This window comes from Bradyrhizobium erythrophlei, from assembly GCF_900129425.1.
Taxonomy (GTDB): domain Bacteria; phylum Pseudomonadota; class Alphaproteobacteria; order Rhizobiales; family Xanthobacteraceae; genus Bradyrhizobium; species Bradyrhizobium erythrophlei_C.
This window is the reverse complement of record NZ_LT670817.1, coordinates 6,124,820-6,146,069: the sequence shown is the minus strand read 5'-3', so window position 1 is coordinate 6,146,069 and position 21,250 is coordinate 6,124,820. Positions and strand designations below refer to the sequence as shown.

Annotated in this window: 24 protein-coding genes; 10 read left to right on the top strand and 14 right to left on the bottom strand. The window is 61.1% G+C overall.

What is annotated here, in order from left to right:
• Positions 1 to 7: 7 nt before the first annotated feature.
• Positions 8 to 973 (bottom strand): Bug family tripartite tricarboxylate transporter substrate binding protein, encoded by a 966-nt coding sequence (locus B5527_RS29495; RefSeq protein WP_079604643.1) that lies wholly within the window; start codon positions 971 to 973, stop codon positions 8 to 10.
• Between the two features lie 177 nt (positions 974 to 1,150).
• Here B5527_RS29495 and B5527_RS29490 point away from each other — a divergent pair, with 177 nt between their 5' ends.
• Positions 1,151 to 1,558: a carboxymuconolactone decarboxylase family protein gene (locus B5527_RS29490; protein WP_079604642.1), complete on the top strand. Its 408-nt coding sequence runs from the start codon at positions 1,151 to 1,153 to the stop codon at positions 1,556 to 1,558.
• A gap of 99 nt (positions 1,559 to 1,657) precedes the next feature.
• Here the strand turns inward: B5527_RS29490 and B5527_RS29485 are convergent, their stop codons facing one another.
• Positions 1,658 to 2,218, bottom strand: a complete 561-nt coding sequence (locus B5527_RS29485) for a carboxymuconolactone decarboxylase family protein (protein ID WP_079604641.1) — start codon at positions 2,216 to 2,218, stop codon at positions 1,658 to 1,660.
• 175 nt (positions 2,219 to 2,393) lie between these two features.
• Between B5527_RS29485 and B5527_RS29480 the strand changes: the two genes are divergently transcribed.
• Positions 2,394 to 3,848 carry an MFS transporter gene (locus B5527_RS29480; RefSeq protein ID WP_079604640.1) on the top strand — a complete coding sequence of 485 codons (1,455 nt, stop codon included), beginning with the start codon at positions 2,394 to 2,396 and terminating at the stop codon, positions 3,846 to 3,848.
• A gap of 20 nt (positions 3,849 to 3,868) precedes the next feature.
• Here the strand turns inward: B5527_RS29480 and B5527_RS29475 are convergent, their stop codons facing one another.
• From B5527_RS29475 to B5527_RS29455, 7 genes are all read right to left on the bottom strand, one after another.
• Positions 3,869 to 5,212, bottom strand: a complete 1,344-nt coding sequence (locus B5527_RS29475; protein WP_079604639.1) for a PQQ-dependent sugar dehydrogenase — start codon at positions 5,210 to 5,212, stop codon at positions 3,869 to 3,871.
• Between the two features lie 4 nt (positions 5,213 to 5,216).
• Positions 5,217 to 5,570, bottom strand: coding sequence for a hypothetical protein (locus B5527_RS46725; RefSeq protein WP_079604638.1), 354 nt, complete (start codon positions 5,568 to 5,570; stop codon positions 5,217 to 5,219).
• Positions 5,571 to 5,690: 120 nt separating this feature from the next.
• The gene (locus tag B5527_RS29465; RefSeq protein WP_338065046.1) at positions 5,691 to 6,890 is read right to left on the bottom strand and encodes a Spy/CpxP family protein refolding chaperone; all 1,200 of its coding nucleotides are present in this window, start codon (positions 6,888 to 6,890) and stop codon (positions 5,691 to 5,693) included.
• Between the two features lie 161 nt (positions 6,891 to 7,051).
• Positions 7,052 to 7,282 (bottom strand): hypothetical protein, encoded by a 231-nt coding sequence (locus B5527_RS47430; protein ID WP_338065045.1) that lies wholly within the window; start codon positions 7,280 to 7,282, stop codon positions 7,052 to 7,054.
• Between the two features lie 181 nt (positions 7,283 to 7,463).
• Complete coding sequence (locus B5527_RS44685; protein ID WP_154072604.1) at positions 7,464 to 7,652, bottom strand: hypothetical protein; 189 nt, start codon at positions 7,650 to 7,652, stop codon at positions 7,464 to 7,466.
• A gap of 173 nt (positions 7,653 to 7,825) precedes the next feature.
• Positions 7,826 to 8,101, bottom strand: coding sequence for a hypothetical protein (locus B5527_RS29460; protein ID WP_079604636.1), 276 nt, complete (start codon positions 8,099 to 8,101; stop codon positions 7,826 to 7,828).
• Positions 8,102 to 8,272: 171 nt separating this feature from the next.
• The gene (locus tag B5527_RS29455) at positions 8,273 to 8,911 is read right to left on the bottom strand and encodes a S24 family peptidase (protein ID WP_079604635.1); all 639 of its coding nucleotides are present in this window, start codon (positions 8,909 to 8,911) and stop codon (positions 8,273 to 8,275) included.
• A gap of 253 nt (positions 8,912 to 9,164) precedes the next feature.
• Here B5527_RS29455 and B5527_RS29450 point away from each other — a divergent pair, with 253 nt between their 5' ends.
• The 3 genes from B5527_RS29450 (at position 9,165) to B5527_RS29440 (ending at position 11,006) form a co-directional block, all read left to right on the top strand.
• A complete protein-coding gene (locus B5527_RS29450) occupies positions 9,165 to 9,746 on the top strand; it encodes a GcrA family cell cycle regulator (RefSeq protein WP_079607600.1) in 582 nt (193 codons plus the stop codon).
• A 202-nt stretch (positions 9,747 to 9,948) separates the two neighbouring features.
• Positions 9,949 to 10,518, top strand: coding sequence for a hypothetical protein (locus tag B5527_RS29445; protein WP_079604634.1), 570 nt, complete (start codon positions 9,949 to 9,951; stop codon positions 10,516 to 10,518).
• 323 nt (positions 10,519 to 10,841) lie between these two features.
• Complete coding sequence (locus tag B5527_RS29440) at positions 10,842 to 11,006, top strand: Flp family type IVb pilin (protein WP_079604633.1); 165 nt, start codon at positions 10,842 to 10,844, stop codon at positions 11,004 to 11,006.
• A gap of 134 nt (positions 11,007 to 11,140) precedes the next feature.
• Here the strand turns inward: B5527_RS29440 and B5527_RS29435 are convergent, their stop codons facing one another.
• Positions 11,141 to 12,145 (bottom strand): DUF3592 domain-containing protein, encoded by a 1,005-nt coding sequence (locus tag B5527_RS29435; RefSeq protein WP_079604632.1) that lies wholly within the window; start codon positions 12,143 to 12,145, stop codon positions 11,141 to 11,143.
• 380 nt (positions 12,146 to 12,525) lie between these two features.
• On the opposite strand from B5527_RS29435, the gene B5527_RS44680 reads away from it, so the two are divergent.
• Positions 12,526 to 12,684 carry a hypothetical protein gene (locus tag B5527_RS44680; protein WP_154072603.1) on the top strand — a complete coding sequence of 53 codons (159 nt, stop codon included), beginning with the start codon at positions 12,526 to 12,528 and terminating at the stop codon, positions 12,682 to 12,684.
• A gap of 95 nt (positions 12,685 to 12,779) precedes the next feature.
• Here the strand turns inward: B5527_RS44680 and B5527_RS29430 are convergent, their stop codons facing one another.
• Both B5527_RS29430 and bamA read right to left on the bottom strand, forming a co-directional pair.
• On the bottom strand, positions 12,780 to 13,421 hold the full coding sequence (locus tag B5527_RS29430) for a PilZ domain-containing protein (RefSeq protein WP_079604631.1): 642 nt from the start codon (positions 13,419 to 13,421) through the stop codon (positions 12,780 to 12,782).
• A gap of 239 nt (positions 13,422 to 13,660) precedes the next feature.
• On the bottom strand, positions 13,661 to 15,982 hold the full coding sequence (gene bamA / locus B5527_RS29425; protein ID WP_338065044.1) for an outer membrane protein assembly factor BamA: 2,322 nt from the start codon (positions 15,980 to 15,982) through the stop codon (positions 13,661 to 13,663).
• Positions 15,983 to 16,264: 282 nt separating this feature from the next.
• Between bamA and B5527_RS29420 the strand changes: the two genes are divergently transcribed.
• The gene (locus tag B5527_RS29420; protein ID WP_079604629.1) at positions 16,265 to 17,317 is read left to right on the top strand and encodes a hypothetical protein; all 1,053 of its coding nucleotides are present in this window, start codon (positions 16,265 to 16,267) and stop codon (positions 17,315 to 17,317) included.
• 160 nt (positions 17,318 to 17,477) lie between these two features.
• On the opposite strand, the gene B5527_RS29415 is transcribed toward B5527_RS29420, so the two are convergent.
• Complete coding sequence (locus B5527_RS29415; RefSeq protein WP_245332760.1) at positions 17,478 to 17,702, bottom strand: DUF3551 domain-containing protein; 225 nt, start codon at positions 17,700 to 17,702, stop codon at positions 17,478 to 17,480.
• Here B5527_RS29415 and B5527_RS46720 point away from each other — a divergent pair.
• A complete protein-coding gene (locus B5527_RS46720) occupies positions 17,620 to 17,916 on the top strand; it encodes a hypothetical protein (protein ID WP_245332813.1) in 297 nt (98 codons plus the stop codon). The two genes, B5527_RS29415 and B5527_RS46720, sit on opposite strands and share 83 nt — an antisense overlap.
• A gap of 68 nt (positions 17,917 to 17,984) precedes the next feature.
• On the opposite strand, the gene B5527_RS29410 is transcribed toward B5527_RS46720, so the two are convergent.
• Positions 17,985 to 18,329, bottom strand: a complete 345-nt coding sequence (locus B5527_RS29410) for a hypothetical protein (RefSeq protein ID WP_079607598.1) — start codon at positions 18,327 to 18,329, stop codon at positions 17,985 to 17,987.
• A gap of 459 nt (positions 18,330 to 18,788) precedes the next feature.
• On the opposite strand from B5527_RS29410, the gene B5527_RS29405 reads away from it, so the two are divergent.
• On the top strand, positions 18,789 to 20,168 hold the full coding sequence (locus tag B5527_RS29405) for a TAXI family TRAP transporter solute-binding subunit (RefSeq protein ID WP_245332308.1): 1,380 nt from the start codon (positions 18,789 to 18,791) through the stop codon (positions 20,166 to 20,168).
• A 289-nt stretch (positions 20,169 to 20,457) separates the two neighbouring features.
• The gene (locus tag B5527_RS29400) at positions 20,458 to 21,222 is read left to right on the top strand and encodes an SPFH domain-containing protein (RefSeq protein ID WP_079604628.1); all 765 of its coding nucleotides are present in this window, start codon (positions 20,458 to 20,460) and stop codon (positions 21,220 to 21,222) included.
• The last annotated feature ends 28 nt before the right edge of the window (positions 21,223 to 21,250 follow it).

The following is a 21,250-nucleotide window of genomic DNA, read 5'->3' as shown; positions in this document are numbered from 1 at the left end:
ATCGCTGCTATTTGGCTTCGATGCCGGCAGCCTTGGCATCCGCGGTCCACCGCGTGATCTCGCTGCGGATAAAGCCGCCGAATTCGTCGGGAGCCATCGGAGAAACGATTACACCCACGCTTGCGAGTTTCTCCCGGGTCGAGGGCATTGCGAGGAATTTTGCGCTCTCGGCGTAGAGCTTGTTGATGACAGGCGCGGGCGTGCCCGCCGGTGCCAGCAACCCGTACCAGATGGTGGCTTCAAAACCGGGCATGGCCTCGGCAAGCGAAGGAAGGTCCGGCGTCAGTTCGTTTCGCGCCGGCGAGGTCACGCCGATTCCGCGCAGCGTGCCACCCTTCATCTGCGGGATGGCGAGCGAGAAATCCGCGAAAGCAAGGTTGATCGCGCCGCCCATCACGTCAGTGACGGCCTGCGGCACGCCGCGATAGGACGCCGCGATCACCGACAGGCCGCCGCGGCTTTGCAACTGCCCGATCGAGATCTGCGATGCGCCGGAGCCATAGCCGGCGGTCAGATTGGGGTGGGCATGCGCATATTCCATGAATTGAGTGAGGTCCTTGGCCGGAAAATCCGGCTTGACGATCAGCACCATGGCGGTCGTTACGGTTCTGATGATCGGCGCGAAGTCCGTGGCCGGATCGTAGGGCAGGTTTTTCAGCATCGCGACATTGGCGGCCTGGGTGGTGTTGGTTCCCATCAGCAGTGTGTAACCGTCGGGCGCACTGCGGGCGACTTCCTGGGCGCCGATGCTGCCGAGCGCGCCAGCGCGGTTCTCGATCACGACCGTCTGCCCGAAGCGTTCTTGCAGATATTGGCCGAGCATGCGCGCCACCTGATCCGGACCCGCGCCGGCCGGAAATGGCACGATGATCTTGATCTGGCGTTGCGGATAATCGTCGGCGGCTGCGACGGCGTGCGGCGCTGCCAGTGCCATCAGGAGTAAACCGGAGAGAACGCCCGTTCGCAGCTTCATCTCAAATCCTCCGCAAACGTCCCAGGAAATCTCTTCGGATTTCTTGGACGATTTATACGGACAAATAAACCCCATGCAAGATGCAGCCTGACCTGCGGGGATTTGTCGGGTTGAGCGCCCCACAATTTGACCGTATAAAAAAATCAGTGGCAGAGGTCTAGCGGGGGAGCGAACAACGTGGACATCAAGGAATTGTACGCACGCGGCTTGCGCCGGCGCAAAAAGATGTTCGGCGAGGCCGATGTCGAAAAGCGAATGGCGGCGTCAGGCGAATTTGGCGCGCCGCTGCAGAACATCATCAATGCCTATGTCTATGGAGATGTCTGGGAGCGGCCGGGCCTGCCTGACGACATCCGCAGTCTGGTCATGCTCGGAATTACCGCTGCCAGCAACAAGCCCGCCGAATTCCGCGTCCATGCCAAGGGCGCGCTGGCGAACGGGTGCACCCGGGAGCAGGTGCAGGACGTCCTGTTGCTGGTGGCGATGTATTGCGGGGTGCCTGCCGCGATCGAGACCAACCGCATCGCCGCGGAGATTTTCGGTGAAGCGGCCGAGCCCGTTCCAGGGACGGCGGCGAAGGCGTAGCGCCGAGTGATGATATCGCTTCAGCCGTTGATGCGCATCGTCACATTTGGCGGCTGAATGACTCGCCCGTGTCTATCCGGGCCGCAGTCGCTCTCGCCTTCAGTCCGGCACCGGAACGTCAAACGTGTTCAGCGTCACCGACACGAGGCAATACAATCCGACCAGGTAGGAGAGCTCGGCTGCGCCGTGCTGGCCGAATTGTTCGACCGCCGCGCGGTAGGTCAGCTCAGGCAGAACGCCGCCATTGACCAGCGCCGAGGCGAAGTCGTAGGCGACCGCCTCTTGCCGGGTGAGATCGCCGGGACGTTGGCCCGCGACAATGGTTGCCAGCTTTTCATCCGAAAGGCCGCGGTGTTCGGCGACGATCACATGTGCGTAGAGTTCGTAGGCCGAGCGAAAGTGAGAGCCCGTGACGAGGATCGCGATTTCCCTGACGTTGGCAGGAAGCGATGGATTGGACACCATGGCTTTTGTCAGCTCCCAGACCGGCTTGCCGAATTTGGGCTCCTGGATCCATGGATTCCACGGACCCAATAGGGCGCCATCGCCGCGAATGTTCACAAAACCCTGGAAATTCCTGGTGATGCCATCGCGCATGTCGTCATAGAGCGGCTTCTGTTCGGCACTCAGTTCGGCTGGCGGAATAATGGGCAAGCGCATCTTCCAAACTCCCATGCTGGTGAGGTGAGATGCCCGATTGTTCGCCAATGCGATCGCGATGGCAAATGAATTGCAGGTGACACTTCAGCCAGCAATCCCCGAGGGGATGCCGGCGTATCCAAGGAACCTCTTCATTGCGTGCAGGTTAGGTCCGCTGAGGAGTTCGGCTGTCGCCATGCCGGTTGCACAACCATCGTCGCCAAGCGCAACAGCGGTAAAAACGGATGTCCCCGCACGTCTCGATCGCTTACCCTGGAGCCGGTTTCATCTTCTCATCGTTGTCGGCCTCGGCGTCACCTGGATTCTGGATGGACTTGAAGTCACGATTGTAGGCGCGCTCGGACCCGCGCTGCAAAATCCCCAGACGCTGCATCTTTCAAGTGCAAATCTCGGCGCGGTGGCTTCGTGCTATGTCGTGGGAGCGGTAATCGGAGCGCTCGTCTCCGGCTGGGTGACCGACCGCTTCGGACGCCGACTGGTGTTTTATGCAACGCTGATCGTCTATCTCGCCGGTGTATTACTCAGCGCGGTCTCCTGGAATTTTTGGAGTTTCGCATTGTTCCGGATGCTGACCGGGATGGGCATCGGGGGAGAATATGCCGCCGTGAATTCGGCGATCGACGAACTGATCCCGGCGAAATATCGCGGCCGTATCGACCTGATCGTGAACGGCAGCTTCTGGCTAGGTGCTGCGGCCGGTGCCGCCGTCACGCCCTTGCTGCTCGATCAAAGCCTGTTTTCGGTCGATGTCGGCTGGCGACTCGGCTTCGGGATCGGCGGCGTGCTCGGGCTTTCGATCCTAATGCTTCGGCGCTTTGTGCCGGAAAGCCCGCGGTGGCTGGTGACGCACTGCCGGGCGGACGAGGCCGACCAGACGGTGAAAAAGATTGAGCAAGACGTCGCGGCTTCGACGGGACGAAAACTTCCGCCGGCTGAGGGCAGTCTCACAGTACATCCTCGAAAATCATTCGGGCTCGGCATGATCTTCGCGTCGATGCTGAGAAAATACCGCACGCGCAGCATCCTGGCGCTCACGCTGATGGTGGCGCAGTCGTTTCTCTATAATTCGGTGTTCTTCAGCTACGGACTAATTCTGTCGCACTTCTACCACGTCCCCGAACAGCATGTCGGGTTCTATCTGCTGCCGCTGGCGCTCGGCAATTTTTGCGGTCCGCTGCTGCTCGGCACTTTGTTCGACACCGTCGGACGCCGGAAGATGATTGGTGGAACATTTGCCATCAGCGGACTTCTTCTGCTTCTGACCGCGTTGCTGTTCGGCGCCGGCATTCTGACGGGGGTGACACAGACGGCCGCGTGGCTGGTAATTTTCTTCTTTGCCTCGGCGGCGGCGAGCTCGGCCTATCTCACCGCCAGCGAGATATTCCCGCTGGAGACCCGGGCGCTGGCGATCGCCTGCTTTTACGCGTTGGGGACCGCGATCGGAGGAAGCCTGTCGCCGCTATTGTTCGGCTGGCTGATCGGGTCCGGATCGAGCTGGATGGTCAGCATCGGATATGCGCTCGCTGCGCTGTTGCTTCTCGTTGCGGCGGTGACAGAATGGAAGTTCGGCATCGACGCCGAAGGCAAATCGCTGGAAAGCATTGCCAGCCCGCTTTCCAGCCATGAGTGAAGGCGTTTCCAGGTCTGGGTTCAGTGCGTAATCCGCCAGATGGTGCCGCTGGCGTCCTCGGAAACGAGCAGCGCACCGTCATGTGCCACGGCGACGCCAACCGGTCTTCCCCACACGTCGGAATCATTGACCACAAACCCGGTGACAAAATCCTCGTATTCGCCGGTGGGTATGCCGTCTTTGAGACGGATGCGGATCACCTTGTAACCAGTGCGTTTGGACCGGTTCCATGAGCCGTGCTCGGCGGCGAATCCGTCGCCGGTGTATTCGGGCGGAAACGCGTTGCCGTTATAGAAAGTAAGCCCGAGGGACGCGGAGTGCGCCTGGAGAAGGACATCAGGGACAGCGATCTTTCCCTTCAGGTCGGGACGTTCACCGAGATGCCGCGGATCTTCATTGTTGCCGATATAATACCAGGGCCAGCCGTAGAACGCGCCTTCGCGCACCCGCGTAACGTAGTCCGGCACCAGATTGTCGCCCAAACCGTCGCGCTCATTGGTCGAGCAGTATAAGTCTCCGGTTTTGGGATGAACCGCGAGACCCACGCAATTGCGGATGCCCGTGGCAAAGACGCCGGGTTTTTTTCCATCGGGATCGAATGATAGCACGTCGGCGCGATTGGTCTCGCTCCCCCAGCTTGCACCGAGCGGGTGTTTGCCGATCCATGCCGCCAATCCCCCGGCGGCGTTTTCCATGCCCTTCGCATCGTTACTGCCGGAGCCGACCGATATCAGCATCCGCCTGTTATCCGGAGTGAAGGCAATGTCCCTGGTTGAATGTCCACCGCCATGGGGCAACTCCGCGACGACGGTTTCAGGTTTTCGCCCCGCTTTGAGATCGCCCAGCTTGTAGGGAAAGCGGACGACAGAGTTGGTGTTGGCGACGTAAACCCATTGCGGGTTGTCGCCGCTCGGGAAGAAAGCGATGCCGAATGGCTCGTGGAGACCGCTAGCGTAAATCTGGTTTGCCGAAGGTTTTGGGCTGCCGTCGACCGCTCGCAGCACGCGAATTCTTCCCGCCCGGGTTTCGGCGATGAAGATGTCGCCATTGGGCGCGACCCGCATCTGGCGCGGCCCGCTCAGCCCGTCGGCGAACAATTCTATGTTGAATCCCGCGGGGACTTGCGGAAGCGCCGAGGCAGGGCGGCGAACCTTATGAGAGACGTTGGCGGCCGAAGGTGTCGCTCCTGGCTTTGGCAGATCTTCAGGCTTTATCAGCCTGGCAACGCCGGGCCTGTCGGCGTGCCAATCGCCGAACGCGGCGGTGCCGACCAGTGGTCCCGACCGTGCGGTAGCCGGCGTAATACAAGCAGCGGCCCATATCAACGCCAGGCCGGCGATGGCGCAATTCTTCCGATATTGCATTGGTTTATTCCGCTGCGACCGGGGCGCGTTGCGTCGCTTCATCATCGGCGACCCCGGCCGCGCAGGCGGCGCCGGAGAGGAAAGCGGTGGGCAACGTCCAGAATACCGGCAGGCAGGCGAAGATGCCGAAGCCGGCCACGCAGAGCGAGAGCATCTTCAGCGTGGGATCGTCGAGCGTCGTCGATACCGCGATCCCGGCCGCTGCAACGAACAGCGGGAAGGCGGCGTGGAAGCGCCCCTCGGCGACGCCGAAGCCGGTCTGCGACAGCCCAAGGTCCTGGTTCATCGTCAGTGCGGCAAAGCTCACATTGACGCGGTCCAGATACGCGACGAAGTAGCAGACGATGAGAAACGGCACGAGCCGCTTCGAGACTTTAGCGATAGTGCGGGCTTCTACAGCGTCCATGTGACGTCGGCCTGACGGATTGTACTATTTTTCACGCGTGAGCGGCCTGACCCACGCGCTGTAATCGTTGGTCTACCGCCCAAGCCAAATGAAATGCCGGATCAAACCGGCAACGTTGACACCGTGGTGGTGGTGGCGACCATGCGCCTGGTGAGTCGCGGCAAGCTGATCGGAAGCGGGCTGATCGGAAAGCGCCGTGCGGCGCGGTCCGATGGCCTCGAACTGCGCCTTCTGCTCATCGGTTAACTTTCCATAGAAGTCGTCCAGGGCAGCGTGCACCGTCTTGACCGCCTGCAGCATGGTGTCCAGCCGCTTGCCGACGGCTTCGAGCCGGGCCGGCGGGGTGATCGCGTCTGCAGCCTGGCATGAGGTCTTGAGCATGTCCGCTGCCTTGGCGCTGGCGTCCTGTAGCGCGGCAAGACTGGCGCGCTGTGCTTCGGTCGGATGAAGCTTCGACTCGATCTCGGCGGCCGGCCATTGCGTCACGCCCGCTTGCGCCCCGCAGTTCTGGGCGGCCGAGCCTCCGGTCGCCGGCGCAGCCTTGGCGCTGCGTTGATCCTGACCGAGCGCGTTCAGCTTGGCCTTCTGCTCGTCGTTCAGGAGGTCGTAGAATTTTTGCAGTGGCGGCTCGACCGTTCCGACCGCTGTTATCATCGCCTCGATGCGTTGTTGCATCGCCGCGAGCCGGGCAGGGGCGGTCAGCGCTGGCTGGGTCGGACATGCGGCTTTGATATCCTGCGCCGCCTTCACCGAGGCGTTGGCGAGATCATCGAGCGCCGCGCGTTGCGCGTCATTCGGCAGGATCGCCTGCTGGATTTGATCGATCGGCAAGCCTGCGATGTCGCGGCTGTCCTCGCCGCACATCTGCGCCAACTGGTCCGGCGCCGCCGCCGGAGCGGCAGGTGCCTGTTCGGCCCGGGCCTGAGCGTTGCCTACGCTTTGCGGCAAGTATCCCGCATATCCCGCGAGGTCGTCGTAGCCGTAGGGGGAAAACAGGCCGGCATAGATATCGTTGTAGCCGTAATCCCAGAACGGATCATCGTAGCCGTAGCCCCACATCGCATAGTCATACATGTCGTAATAGGCGAACGGCCAAAACAGCGGGCCGACCCAGCCATATCCGCCATTGCCATGCCGCCACCACCCTCTGCCGCCGCGGCCGTCATGCCATCCCGCCGTAGCGGCGCTCGCAGCGATTAGAGCCCGCGTGCGTGGATTTTGCAGCGCGGTCCTGTTGTGCAACGCACCAGCGACGGCGTGTGAATTCAACACGTTCCGCACCGCGCGTGATCTTACATTTGCGTTCCGATTCCCGCTGAAGGTAGCGCTTCGATTTGCGCTGATCGTTGCGTTGCGGCCGGCACCCCGGTTCGGATTGCCATGAGCCGCAAACGAGCGCTGACCACGCAAACCCGGACTCGCCGAAGACCGGGCTATCGAAGACCTGCCGCCGATGTGCGCACCACCGAAACGTGCGCCCCCACCGCCGATACGAGCGCCGCCTCCGAAATGAGCTCCACCGCCCATGCGCGCGCCGCCTCCGAAATGGGCGCCGCCGCCCATGTGAGCTCCACCACCGCCGAAATGCGCTCCGCCGGCTCCGCCGTGAAATCCACCCCCACCGCCTCCGTGAAATCCACCCCCGCCGCCTCGTCCACCGCCACCGCCGCCTCTTCCTGGAGCCGCGTAGGCTGCGCCGGCCAGAGCAGCCGTCAGAGCCATAATGGCAAAGATTTTGAATTTTGAGGTTTTGAGTGTTGACATGGCTCTCTCTAGCGTCCCCGCGCTTCACGAGCAGCTAACAAGAGCGGCTCCATTGGTTACCCAAATAACCGCGGCGCGGCGCTAAAGTTCCGGGGTGTAGGCGGATCCGGCGACCACGAACCAACGGGTAGGCTTTGCGGTCAATGAAACATTTCGGCGCGATTGCAAGGCGTTCTGACGGCGCTGAGCCGGGAAAGGTGTGGGCACCAAACCCGTTTGCCAGTTCTGCAAATCGAGATCGCAATAATTCACATGTGACAGGCCGGTCATGAAAGGCCGCATCGCAGCAAAGACGCGAGCGACTTGCGCCAGATGGGCCGGCGTATCAGCCGCCCGGGGTCCAGACTGTAGTACTGAATGCAATAGTTGCGTGCCGCGCCGCCGCGCGAAGGCCGTACAGTCAGCCAATTCAGCGAACGGCAGTCCGATCCGAATTACGCGCCTCAAACTGGCTCGTGCTTTGCCAGATCGCGGGCATGGTCGAACCGGCTGGCCTGCAGATCGGAACCTGTCAGGCCGATTTCCGGAACGGCGGCCTCGGCCAGAATCTCGGCCGTGACATCGTCGACCGCGGTATCGGCGATCTCGTGGATGAAGCTGATGTTCTTGTACTCGCCGGAGGCTACGCGCGAGATCACTTCGCGCCGAGTGATTTCGGGATCGACGATGGCCTCGCGCCCGCGCCGTCCATAGTCGATCATTACGACGAAATACTGCATGGCGGCGTTCTCTTCGAGCCCTGAAGCGGGCAGGCGGATGCCGCCGAGTGTTTCTGATAATCAGAATCTTGTCAAGGGCTTTATTTCTGAAAATACGAAACAGCCTTTGCGCTGCGGCAAATGCCCCGGATCCGATCGAGAATCACCAGCGGGCTCACGGGGATTGCCTGCTCATTTCTCCGAGGTGCGCCCGCCATGCGCTTTGGTCGCCTTGCGCGCCCGGGCCGCGGCCTTGGCGCGCAACCGCTCGATCTGGCCCCTCGGCAGGGTGACACAGATTTCCCCGATCCATTCCAGCTTCACCCCGTTGATCGGCTTGGCGTTGAAGCTGGTGAGATTGACCATGCTGGCGGATTTTCCCCGCTCGATGGTTTTCAGGTACCGCTCGCCCGTCTTCAGCCTGACCGCAGCCTCTTCCCCGTAGAAGCTCCCTAAGGGATGGCGCTGCTCCCGGTAGACCACGATGATATCGCCATTTTCGTATTTCGGCAGCATGGAATCGCCGGCCACCTCGAATGCTATGGTTTCCTCCTCCATAGGGAAGGGCAACTCCACCTCGCCAAGGCCTTCCGGCGGCACCTGCTCGTGTTCCGGCTCGATGGTCGCGCCGGCCCCGACGCGGCCCATGATCGGAACCGAGTTCAGTTCGAGGTAATCGATGATGGGCTGGATTTCCGATGCCTTGATCAGGCGGGTATCGCCCAATATTTCGGAAACCGCGCCCGCGCGAACGCCCATCGCCATCGCCAGACCGCCCTTGGTCTTGCCCGGCTTCGCCAGTCCCCGCTCAATCATTCTGATATCCAGCATGGCACCATCCTTTCATGGGCACCATCCTTTCCGAATTTCAGAAGCATTTGCAATTCCGATTATCAGAAATCGAGCTTGACATTTAATTCCGAATATCAGAAATTGATTGGGCGGCCCGGGCCGCAAGGTGGCCCGATTCTACTGCGACCAGCATTGCCAGCGAGGCAAAGCAATCCAGGTGCACAGGGAAAAGGCTGAATTGCTTGGTCGCTTGCTCCTCGCAACGACGGCAAGCTTCGGGGAGAGCAAGCCAATGGAATCGACGAACTGGACGCCGGAGCATTCAGCCGCGCTGCGGGAATATCACGCCAAGGGCATGTCCTATTCCGAGATCGCCGACGCGATCAACGCGAAGTTTAAAACCTCCTATTCCCGCTGTGCCGCGATCGGCCGCGCTAAGCGCCTTGGGCTTGCGGGCCCCGATCGTCCCGGCGGCCGGCCCAAGTCGCTGGCGCGAGCGAAAGCGCGGCGGCGGCGCAAATTCCGCAAACGCCAGGCGTCCGCATCCCTGCGGCTCGTGCCGATGCCGGTTTTCGCAGCGGCGGCGCCAGTCAAACTCCGCTGTGTCGAGATCGCGCCGCGTCATCTTGCCCTTGTCGATCTCTTATCCGGTGATTGCCGCTATCCTTACGGCGGCGACGAGGAGGGCGAAGCCATCACCTTCTGCGGCCATCCGAAGCGTGAAAATTCGAGCTACTGCACCGCGCATTTCCATCTGACGCGCGGACCCGGTACGGCATCGGAACGGGCGGCCGGGACAGTCACACTGAGGATCGTGGGAGGCGGCATGAAACGCGGGCCGAAGCTGACCCGGCGGTCATGGTTGTCAGGATGAAGCGGCTTGCGCGTCGCCATCGCATCGCGCATCTGCGCGCGCTGATGAGCAGCCGGCCGGTTCGGTCCGAAAGGAAGATCTGGCCGCACTGTTGCGCGAAGAAATGACGGTGCCAACAGGCAAAAAACCCGCGCCGGATGCGTCGCCCCTCAAGCGGGCGGAGACAAACACTGAATTCAATCACCAAACGGAGCAATAGACGGTGGCACGGGCAAAACGCAACAAGTCGCATAGACCAGTAAAGGTTCACGATCGCCGATCCCAGGATCTGCCGCGCAATGCGGAAGTGGCGGCGGTTGAAGTCGACGATCCGCTGGCACTCGAGCCGGGAGAAAAGATCGTCACGCTGCGCTCGATCCGCAACGATCCCCTGGGCCGGCTGCACAGCCATCGCCAGATCGACGAGGCGCAATATCAGGGTGGGAGGGCGTTTCAGGACGATTGGGAGAAGGCCGAGCGCGGCCCGCAGGCGGTCGACCCGACGCGGGAGTATGTCGACGGCGGGCGGGTGCGGGAGCCGATTACTGAGCGTCAGCGCAAGGCCGTGCTACGGTTGAACCGCGCCGAACGTGAACTCGGTGCCGACGGCTCCGCGCTGGTGCATGAGGTCTTGGTTCTCGGCATGACCATGGAGCAGATCGGGCAGCGGAGAGGGCTGTGCGGCCAGCGCTGGATCGACTATTTCGCGCGGCGATTTCGCGAGTGCCTCGACCGGCTGGCGTTGATCTATGGGTTTGCGACGGAGAGTCGGTTTGCGACGGAGAGAAGGTAAGCGCCGTGCTCTGAAAATAGCTAGGCTCTGCTTGGCGCAAAGTTGGAGCGACAGGCGAACCCACGGCTGTGGTTCTGTCCTCGTTCGGTGCTTCCAGGTGGTTGCCAGGTGGGACCTTGGATCGCTAACGATAGCGCCGCGCCCAGGCGCGCCAGCAAAGGGTTGGTGTCATGGCCTACTCCGGCGCATGACGCGCAATGAGCGCAGGGCAAATCGCCGGCTATGAAACTGTAACTAAAATTGAGATAGAGCTATTTACTGAACCTTAGACGATTTGTCTCTACGGTGTTGAACCATTGAAAGACAACCCAAAGGAGGCAGGTTTGAAGCGCAGCTTTTTGAAGTTCTTGTCCGATCAGTCGGGCGCGACCGCGATTGAATACGGTCTGATCGCAGCCGGAATCGCGCTCGCGATTATCGCGGTGGTGAACGGCCTGGGCAGCAACCTTAACAACCAGTTCACTTCGATCAATAGCTCGTTGAAGTAAGTTTCTGTCTCCTTGTCAGGGGGCATCTCAAACTCCATGAGACATGGCCCCCGCCGGATTTCATCCGGCGGGTTTTCGTTGACCGCAAGCGACCGGCGCAAAAGCAGCGCCTGGCTACCAGCCGCGGCGCTTGTCTAATTGCTAAAACCGATCCTGATGAAGAACGCCAGGATAACCCCGCCGACCACGGCAGCAATTGCAGCAAAGATCAGCGGTGCCAGCGAGCCCTGCTGGGTGTCCGGCTCCAGCACGGCGTTGCCAGGCTGCGCGGGGTCGTAATAGACGATGACGGGCTGACCCTGGCTATAGCGGCCGGCTGCGGCTTCCGCGAGTTCACGAAGGCCGTAGATGCCCGTCCATCCCCAATTCCCGGCCGTGCCGATGAAGTCGCGCTTGCCGACCTGGTAGGCGTAGCGCAGATCGACCTGATAGCGATGGATCTTGCGGATGAATGACTTGTCGGTGTTGCTCTTGTCCTCGATTTCCTCCTCGATCACGCCTGACGCTGTGATGATGCCGGCGGCCGTCGGCCATCCCGCGCTGGCGCTCGCCAGCCGTCGCCCGCGCACAAAGGAGACAACGCTGAAGACAGCGGCAAGGATAGCGAGGAACGGCAGCGCGAAGGCAAACAGCGGAACGCCGTTGCCGGTGTAAAGCACGTGGCCCGCGATCGCATGCGCGACCAGAACCGCGGCAGCGAAACCGAACGTGATCGTGAAAGCAAGCTGAGCGGCGAGGTTGTCTTGCTGAGCCGGCTCCAGCAGTGCTTTTTTCGGATCGTTCGGATCGATATAGACGTCGACATGTGAGCCAACCGGATATCTAGCCACCATCTTGCCGGCGAGCACGCGTGTCGTCAGCGGTTGGCCGCCGATCCTGATCTGGTCGCTTTCGAGGTCCTGGCCGCCGGCGCGATAGCGATAGCGGATGACCGGACTGGCGTCGTTCAAATCGTCGGATACGTGCGAGGATGGTTGCTTGACCTCGGACGCGGCGATGATGCCTTCCGCCGTGTCCCATTTGCTGGCCGCCTGCATCTGGCCGCGCAAGCGAAGCAGATTGAACAGCAACCCGCCGAAAATCAGCAGGCAGACGCCGGCGGCAATCTGTGTCCATAGCAATTGGCGGGCATCCAGCATCTGGTTTCCTCAACTTGTCGTAAAAAATTTGAGCGAAGTGTTCTTGCCGGGACGTCGCGTCCTTGCTGAGGCCGCCGTGCTCCGGTGCGCGTAATGCATTGGTCGCGCCTCCGGCCTTTAAGTTCACGGCGCCGTGGCGAGTTAAGGCTCGCGATGCCGGCTCGATATAGAGCCGTCTTTCCGGGCGTCGCGCGGCTTCTTGGGAAACAGCATCAAATATCTTGGAAACGGGTGCGAGATCGACCTACTTTGTCGACGCCACCACAACCAGGATCGGTCTCAAGCAGCAGTCGCCGGATTGCAGGAGGCGATGCGCCGGTCCGGCGGTGAACCGATCCGCGCCTTGTCACGACCAATCTCCAGGAAACGGTGAGGAGCAGATGGCCAGCGTCTTGCCCAGCGTCTTGCAATGTGTTGGTTTGGCGTTCGGCATGGGTCTCATTGCCTTCGGCGTGATGGGTTTCTTTCGTGGCCTTTCGCTGCCGCCGAATACCCCGGAGCATCGTTCGCACGGCAAGGGCGAGAACTGGCGCACCTGATCCCGCGACCCTCGTGGGGGGACCGGCAGGCGGGGGTACGAGCGTGACAAAACACATCTGGCGCGGGATCGCTGGCGTGCGCAACCCGTTACGACCTACGGCGCTGCACCGCCGGTGCACCGCGGACCCGTGGGGCGCACGACTAGCCGCTCAAGGTCTTTTGGTTTCGGTTGTTCGACGAATTTGACCGCGAAGCCGTCGGGTAAAAGTCTGACCACGCGACCAACGCAGGCCCCAACGGCGAGCGGCATTCCGATCTGAGGCTGCACGCCAGCCGAGACAGCGGCACCGGACGCCGACATGTCGATCACAAAGCAGCCCTGGGTGCTGCCATCGGCGAAGGTCAGAGTCGAATGCTGGCTCGCCGGAACGACGCGTGCCTGCTTCCGGCCGTCGCGGATGTTGGGATTTTTCTGCTTCTTTTCCAGCCAAGTGAGCTTGCTCGCGAATTTCTCGCGCATGGACTCCGTCATGGCAAGTTCGAGCAGGACGCTGCCGGAACCGACGTCAGTGATGAGGCCGTCGAGTTTGCCGAAATCGTCGAAGTAAGAGGTGAAGCGATCTCCGACTTTGCCGACCACCGGTACGACGACCATCATCCGGAACGGCGAAACGCGGCTGGTCCGGCACGCGAAGCTACGCGGCTTTCCCTGCGGATCAAACCAGTTCGAAAGCGTGTACTGCCCGCCAACGTTGATGTTGACAGCCCGCTGACTGAGAAACTCTTTAACGGACACGGTACAATCCTCCTGGGTAAGTCCGCACATGTGCTTCATATGCATAAAGCTCCCCGGAAGAGTGAACGCGGAAGCAGTTCCTTTTTTTACGGTTATCAAAGGCTTTCCGAAACGTCTAAATCCGAGATGAACAGGGATCGCTAGAATCACCAGGATGGACGAAGTGAACCGGTGTCGACATCATTCCGCTGATTGCGCGGGCTGCTGGTGACCGAGCCTGACAGGCGAAGCCGGGCGGCTCAGAGCGGTCCCGCGCCAAAACTGAAGGGCTGGGTCACGTCGTAGGGCGCCTTCGTCACCGGCATCGCGTAGTTGATGCTGAGCGCGCCGAACGGTGAGGCCCAGATCAGGCCCACGCCGACCGAGGATCGTACGATGTTGGAATTGGCCAGCTGCATCGTTTGCGTGGAGCCTGGAAATGTCGTCGGCCCGCCGTAGTTGAAGACGCTGCCGGAATCGACAAAGGCGGTTGCCTTCAGCCCGTATTCCTGCGGCACGCCGGGGATCGCGCTCTGCAATTCCAGGGTGCTTGCCCAGTACATGGTGCCGCCGACATTATCCATGGTCGTGCCGGGGGTGAGATCGCGCGGGCCGAACCCGTTGGGCGCAAACCCGCGCACCAAGGTCGGGCCGCCGAAGAAGCTGTTGATCAACGGCACCTGCTGGCCGCCCCAGCCGGTGATGTAGCCACCTTGCACGCGAACCAGGCTGACCACGTCATCGTTGATCGAGTGGTAGTAGCGCAGGTCCTCGGTCGTGCGCAGGAAATTCACGTCGCCGCCGAGGCCAGCCAGATCCTGGGTGAGTTGCGATTTGATTCCGTCGGTCGGGTTTTTGTTATTGTCGAGCGTATTGTAGGTGACGGTTTCGCCGATCGCGGACACCAATTGCGGACCGGCGAGTGCCGCCTGCTGGATCGGCAGCGACGGCGGCGCGACCAGCGACGCCGGATCCAGCGTCACGTTCTGGTCATATAGGGAGTAGTGGTACTGCACGCCCAACTGCTCGGTTATCGGTGTGCCTAACTGCAGCGTCGCGCCGTAGACGTCGGTGCCATAGGACTGGTACGGGCTGGCGTCATTCTGCTTGCCGTAAAGCTCGATGCCCGCCGAAACGCGCGTGCCGAGGAAGTACGGCTCCGAAGCCGAAAGGTCGACCCCACGCGAGTACTCGCCGTAACTCACGGAGGATTTCACCGAATCGCCGCTGCCGAGGAAATTGCTGTCGCCCAGCTTGACCTCGACGAGCAGGCCGTCGGTCGTCGAGTAACCGCCGGCGATGTTGAATTCACCGGTCGACTGTTCGGTCACTTCGACATCGACAATGACACGATCCGCGACCGATCCGGGCTTGCGCGTGATTTTGACGGTCTTGAAATAGTTCAGGTTCTTGAGCCGCCGTTCGGCGCGATCGATCAGGCTCTGGTTATAGGCATCGCCTTCGGAGATATCGAATTCGCGCCGGATCACGTAACCGCGAGTGCGCGTATTGCCGTGGATGTCGATGCGCTCGACATAGGTCCGCGGCCCCTGATCAATCACGAATGAAACGTCGATGCGCTTTGCTGAGGCATCGCGCGTGATGCGGGGCGTGGCCTGGGCGAAGGGAAAGCCGAGTTTCGACAGTTCGATCGCGAGAATTTCGTCCGTCTTGTCGAGCGCATTGCCGTCGAACACTGCGCCGGAGCGCGTCACCAGCAGGCGTCGAAGTTTTTCGGAATCCAGTCCCGGTACGTTGCAGACGACGTTGACATCGCCGAAATGATAGAGCGGGCCTTCGTCGATGGAAAACGTCAGGGTAAATCCCTTGATGGCCGGATCGTATTCGGCCTTGGCCGACGTCACGTTGGCGTCGGCATAACCCTTGCTCCGGTAGTACAGCCGCAATTGCTCGCGATCGTCGGCCACGCGGTCGGGATCGTAGGCATCGCCGCCGGTCAGGAAGCTCAACAGGTTGGTCGCGGAGGTCTTGATCACAGCGGCGAGCTGCCGCTTGCTGAAAACCTGGTTGCCGACGAAGTTGATCTGCCGCACCGGCGTCTTGGCGCCCTCCGTCACTTCATAGACGAGGTCGACCCGATCGTTGCCGCGGTCGATGACCTTGGGCGACACGCTGACATCATCGCGTCCGGCATGGCGGTAGGCTTCGAGGATGCGACCGACGTCGGACTGCACCACGGCGCGCTGCAGCGCACCGCGCGGCTTGGACTCGATGATGGCCGTTAGCTCCTTATCCTGTATTTTCTTGTTGCCCTCGAATGCCACACGATCGAGCACGGGGGCCTCGTGCAGATGCACCACCAGCCGTTCGCCGGTCCGCTCGATCTTGACATCATCGAACAGGCCGGTTGCCAGCAATGCCTTCAGCCCGGCATCGCGGGCAGCGTCGTCGAACCGTCCGTCGCGAGCGGGATGGAAATACGAACGTACCGTATCGGCGTCGATGCGCCGATTGCCCTGCACATCGATCGTCTCGCGCACCTGCGCCGCGGCCTCGACCGCAAAAGCCGGTGTAGAAAGAAGCCCGAGCACTGCGGCCAACAACAGGATCGCTGTCTGCAACCGGCGACTTCGCCGGCTCGGCGCCTTGCATTGTTTGATCACGTCCCGCCTGTCCGCCATTTAACCGGCTGGGATCGAATTGCCTGCGCGGGGCGAAAGAATGTCTGACGTAAGGTCAGTTGCAGGCTTAAGCGCTAATGGGTTGCCATAATTTCGACGCGGCGCCGAACCGCGCATTCCCAGAATCGTCGTATAGCCGCTTCAAATCCTCACTAGCCGTAAAGGGCCGAAACGCTCGCGCTGCGACCGTCGCATGCGAGAGCGCTCGTCAGGAGCCATCACATGCGTTACCCAGCAATCTTCATCACCATGTTTCTGCTGATGCAGTCCGCGGACGCCGCGGTCACGCCGGATATCGATCCGCGCGCGTCGCTTAACGTGGTCCAGCAATGGATCTACAATTACCGGGCCAAGCCTGATTACGTCCATGTCCCGGCCGCCGTGCGCGTGTTGTTCCACGCGCAAAGCTTCAAGGAGCCGGAGAATGCAGGCATCTATCTCGGCTTCATCGCCGGCGCGATCGGATCGAACCCGGCCAAAGCCGAACAACTCGTCACCAGTTTCTTTCCGGTCGCGCCGGAGGACGAATGGGTGATCGTTCGCGCCATCGCCTATTCGGGCTTGCCCGACTGGAAGAATCTGCTGCGCAAGGTCGCCCCAAAGATGCCGGGACGCCAGGTGATGATCGACAGCTATCTCGCCGGCACGCTCCCGACCCTGGCGAACATTCCGCTGGAAGATGCAAAACCCGGCATGTTCGACAAGCTGCGCGTCGTCTTCACGCGCAATCCTTTCGCCAAGGATGATAAGAAGCTGAAGATGGCGCAAACCTTCGCCAGCAATCAGGATTTGCTGGACACGTTGTGGGGATATTATTTCGCGACCGGCTCACACCTCCCGATTTTGCGCATCATGCAGATGCTGCCCTGGACCAAGAGCCGTGACACCCTCGACAAGCTGACGGTCGGCAGCATGGCGCGATACACCCTGGCGAGCTACGCCGTCCGTGACGCAGGGTTGCGCGAGTTTCTCCACAGCGAGCTGGCAAATCAGCCGGAGGCGATCAAGGCGCCGCTCGGCGAGGTGATCGAAGCAGCCGATACGGTGCAGCTTGGCGCGGTGCGCAAGGATGCGCTCGCCGCCGTCGATGAACTCAAGACCAAGGGCTCGGATAGCCGACAGAATCTCGACTTCTGGGGCCAGATCGGCGTCGGCGCAGTCGCGCTCGGTTGCGTCTCGGCAGCGGCGCTCGGGCAGGTCGAAGTCGGCATCCCCTGCGTGATCGGAGGTTCGGCCTCGCAGGGCCTGCTGTCATTCTGGGAAAAGCAGCAGTGATCCGCGGAGTGCGGTATCGTTCTGGTACCGCGGGTCCGGTGACCGTTCTCGGGCGCGCTGTCGATATGGCCTCGCTCGACCGGCACTGTCGCGGCCTTTGAACTCGGCTTCAAAGGCCGCGAACTGACGAAGATTAGCTCTCTGTAAGCGATAGTACGCCTTATCGATTCTGAACCGGTTTCCTGGCGCCCTTTGAACCGGAATGCTTCGGCTGATAGGCAAGAGCGTCGCTGGCAGTCGGTAAAAACGGATCGCGTGTACAGGAGCCGCCGCGACCGGAGGACATCGCCTGACATTGCTCCATGGTGGAAAAGCCGCAGCTTCGCATCCCCGAAGAGTCGGTGCGGCAGAACTCGTTCGAGCTTGCGGCCGCGGGCGTCGCCATCGCGACGAACGCCAGCGCGAACTGCGTCGTGGCCGGCGCGGCGGTCAATTTCAAGAACTGTTTCATCTTATTTTTCCCTGTCTTTGGTTTCAGCCCCGGAAACCGACATGGGATCGGTGCGATGTCGGCGCCATCGACGCCGAAAAATAACAATGCAATTCTCTGGGGAGCTGCTCGAACGATCGAAGCGCCGTGCGCCGAACTCGTTTTGTAGGATTGTATTCATCATATAACGAGAGCCGGCTGGCAAAAAGAAAGGGGCCGAAGCCCCTTTCTTCCGGATTACCACTGATGCCAGTGATGCCAGTACCCCCAGCCGTGGTGCCAGTGGTGCCAATGATGCCAACCAGACCTCCAGCCGGGATGCCAGCGATGCCAGTGATGCCAACCGTATCCCCAGCCGCGGTGCCAACCCCAACCACCATCGTAATGCGGCTGGAAATAACCGTCACCGTAGCTCGGCCGGTGCCAACAATGGCCCCATTCGTTGCAAACGTAAGCGATCTGCCGAACGTTGAAAGCTTGCGAGGCCTGACCCGGAATGGTGACAGGCATCGCAGACGCCGGGGTAGAGAGTGCAACGCCGCCCAGCGCGGTAAGGCCAACAAATGCAGAAACAAGTTTCATGTTATTCACCTCCTAACACCTGGTTGGAGGCAGGCACGGCCAGATCGGTTCGGTGCATTACCCATGTTTAATGCCGATGAACAGGCGTTGGCATTTTTTGCGACTACGTTTACGCGATAGCATCGCTCGCATGTGCCGTTGATGTCCGGCATGCGTGTGCGTTCCAATCTGTAACCAATGTGTTTTGAACGGCACATCGGTTGCGACCCACCAATCCTCGCGGAGATGGAGGGTTCGATGAAAATGATGTCATGGTCGCGCTATCATTGCCTGTCGTGGTCCCTGCTGCATGCTGCGCGTCAGCAGCACCGCGCCGCGAGAATTCGCAGGATTCGGCATCGGCGCCTTGACGTCACCGCCAAGCGTGCCCGTCGGCGTTGGTGGTGGGGCGTTTCCAGGCCGATTGTTTCCAATTCGTAACCAGGATGCTTCGAACCGAAACGTGATCGAGCGGTACCGATGTTTGACGCCGTTGCCTCACAACCGAATCCGCGCCGGATGCAGATGAAAGCCTTGCAGACAGCATTCCCGCTCTGGGCTCGCGCCGTCCTGTTGGCGGGGGTGTTCTCCATCGCCGCAGGGGCGGGGTTGATATCCTATCGGCTTTACATGCAGCCGACGACACTGACCGTTGCGATCGGATCGTTCGACGGCGAGGGTAAGCAGATCGCCTCGATCATTGCCGGCCGCCTCGCCACCACGAATTCGGCGGTCAGGCTCAAGGTCGAAAATGCCGGCAATGTGCTCGACGCTGCCAAGGCATTCGCCGCCGGCACCGTCGATCTTGCAGTGGTCCGCGCGGACGCCGGCGATCTCCAGCAGGCCCGGACCGTCGCCCTCACGGCGCACGGTGTTGTGATGATCGTGGCGCCGCCGGGATCGCCTATTAACAGTATTGCCAAGCTGCGGGACCACAGCGTCGGCGTGGTCGGTGGAGAAATCAATCACGGGATCGTGGAGGTGCTGAAGAAGGAATATGATCTCGGCCACGCCAACGTCGTCTTCAAGGATATAGCGCCCTCAGACGCGCGCCGCGCCGTGCAATCGAAAGAGGTCGCCGCGCTCCTGGTGGTGGCGCCGTTGACCGAGAAATACCTGTCGTTCGTGAAAGGCCTGTTCAGCGAAGGGGCAAATTCGTCGCCGGTGCTGATCCCGATCGATTCGGCCGGTGCGATCGCCGATGCCAAAGGACCATATGAAAGCTTCGATATTCCCAAAGGCACCCTTCGCGGCGCGCCGCCGGTACCGGATGACGACATCACAACCTTGCGGGTTGGTTATTATCTGGTGGCGAACCGGCACCTCAGCGCCAGCCTGGTCGCCGACCTCGCGAAGAAGGTCATGAACGTCCGCAGAGACCTCGTCAGCGAGCAGCCGCTGCTTGCGGGGATCGCCGCGCCTGACACCGATGCCGACGCCTACATCTCCGTGCATCCTGGGGCCGCGGCCTTCTATAACGGCACCCAGGAAAGCTTCATGGACAGATACGGCAACGCCATCTATCTGACGCCGATGGTGCTCGGCGCCGCCGCATCCGTGTTCGCCGCGGCGTGGCGATTTCTGGGTGTTCGGCAGAGCGAGGCAGCACATCCCTCATTGGATGCACTTTGTATCTTGCCGGGGCGGATACGAAAAGTCGACGATGAGGCCGAATTGATGGCTATCGAGGATGAAGTCGACGCGATCCTTCGGGCCGAGCTGCTGAAATCCGCTGATCGAGACGAGAGCGGGTCAGTAGCGACGCAGGCGTTGATTGCGGTCGCCCATCGGCTCGACAATTTAATCTACCATCGTCGCACCGTGCTGGCGGAAGGCGACTCCGATCGGGAAGGGGGATAGCAAGCCTACGGGACGCAATGTTGGGCGACCTACCCGTTTTGCACCGACAGATTGAACTCATCGTCAACTTGAAGATTGCAAAAGCGCTTGGTCTGACCGTGCGCAATACCGGCTGGCGTCCACCCGACGCGGCAATCGAGTGAACCGCACGGCACCATCACGCAAGGGGCGGCGGCCGCCTGGACCACGCACTGCTGGGCTCTCTGGCACCGATGCGACGTGGCGCCATGAAATTGTCGGCCTATACTGCTGACCGAAGAAGTGCGGCGCGACAACCGATGAGGACACCATGGACGGGATTTACTTTCTTGTCATACCGATTGCGCTCTATGTCATCGCTTCTCTGCGGGTGTTGAAGCAATATGAGCGCGGGGTGGTGTTTCTGCTCGGCAAGTTTGCAGGTGTCCGCGGGCCTGGGTTGACGCTGATTTTCGTCCCGATTCAGCAGATGGTGCGAGTGTCCTTGCGCACCGTCACCATGCAGATCCCTTCGCAAAAGATCATCACCAAGGACAATGTTTCGATCGATATCGCCGCGGTCGCTTACTATCACATCACCGATCCGGAAAAGGCCGTGATCGCGATCGAAAACGTCTACAACGCGATCAATCAGATCAGCCAGACCACCGTGCGAAATGTGGTCGGACGCTTCAGCCTCGATCAGCTGTTGTCGGACACCGCCAGCATCAACGATCAGATCAAGAACGTCATCGACCAGCACACCGAGCCATGGGGTACCCAGGTCACCGCGGTCGAGATCAAGGACATCACGCTGCCGGACAATATGCAACGCGCGATGGCCAAGGAAGCAGAAGCCGAGCGCGAGCGCCGCGCCAAGATCGTCGCCGCCGAAGGTGAATACCAGGCGGCGGTAAAACTCGGCGAGGCGGCCGACATCATCACGCAACATCCCGTCGCGCTGCAACTGCGCACCCTGCAGACGATGGCGGAAATCTCGGTCGAGAAGAATTCGACCATCATCTTCCCCGCGCAATTCATGACCACCGTGCAGGAGGCGATCACGCTGTTCTCGAAGGATTCGGCGTCGAAATGATCGGGCGCACAGACATCGGCAGGGACCG